This is a genomic window from Cupriavidus lacunae (genome assembly GCF_003353055.1).
Taxonomy (GTDB): Bacteria; Pseudomonadota; Gammaproteobacteria; order Burkholderiales; family Burkholderiaceae; genus Cupriavidus; species Cupriavidus lacunae.
Map to the genome: position 1 here is coordinate 1 of NZ_QKWJ01000238.1, position 1185 is coordinate 1185.

Sequence of the window (1185 nt, forward strand, 5' to 3'; positions counted from 1 at the left end):
AAGTAGCTGGCGAGGTCGCCCTCGATAACCCAACGTCCCGCAGTACTTTGTTCACCGCTGTCTTGTAGCTGGAGCTTCACCGCGCGAATCGCGTGATGTACGCTACGGGCAGGCCTAAAGCCATATGAAGCCGGGTGGAAATCGCTCTCCCATATCGGCTCCATCGCCATCAACATTGCCCGTTGCACGATCCGATCCCGCAGGCTCGGTATGCCGAGAGGTCTGAGTTTTCCGTTCGCTTTCGGTATGTACACGCGTCGTGCAGGCAGCGGACTATATGAGCCCGTCAGCAACTCGTCGCGTATCGTCGCCAGTTCATGCTGGAGATTCTCTTCCATCATGCACTTGTCGACCCCGTCCACGCCCGGCGTGCGGGCTCCACTGGAGGCCAGTGTAATGCGAGCCGCTTCGCTCAGCCAATCCCTATTGGCAATCAGTCTCAGGAGTCGATCGAACTTTCGCTCTTTGTCCTCCGTCGACCATGTCGCCAGTTTGCTTTGCATTTCACTGATTATCAAAGGTCTTCACCTCACTAAAGTCAGCTAATTAACCAAACAAACCACTTCAACTGCCTCCCTTCGCCATGTGGCCGGCTTTCCCGACCTCGGACTACTACGGAGGCTCCGCCAGTTTGCACATCATCGGGGGCACACTCCCTTGGCATCTGTGCAAACCTTCCCCAGTTCACATGCTGGACTCAACGCATGGGCGAGGTTGCCTGTCGCAGTCTTTATCCTTGCTTGCCGCAAGTCGTCGCGAACACCACGGTCTAGCTGCGCGCTCCCCATGGCTCCTTGCTGCTCGGCTTACATATCCAAGTAGCATTCGTGCCACCGGGCCATGGATGTGCCCGGTAACAGCTCGCGTCATGCCCATCAAGCGGTGTGGGCAGGGGTGACATTTCAACCCTCAGATGCGTTTCAACAGGTTCGTGTTCCTCAACCGTCCCATGCTCAGCCTAGAGACTCATCTTGGCGTAACCGCTTCGCCGCAAGCCCCGTTTCCCACGGACTACGTCACCCTGCCAGTGTCAGCAGGTCACCGCCGCTTCGGCTCACTTCCTCTCGCAGCAGAGGAAGGGCATGCCCCGGTACTGCACAATTTCAATTCCGCCGGGTCCTGCATTCCAAACATGCTCAAGCAGCTTCACCCCCAAACGGGCGGGCTACGCTGGCTGGGCGTACT

Annotated in this window: 1 protein-coding gene; it reads right to left on the bottom strand. The window is 57.7% G+C overall.

The genetic code is table 11. The features are described 5' to 3' along the window. Positions 1-503 (bottom strand): reverse transcriptase domain-containing protein (locus tag DN412_RS42880; RefSeq protein ID WP_244223117.1); only part of this gene is annotated, 503 nt, incomplete at its 3' end. Positions 504-1185 lie beyond the last annotated feature (682 nt).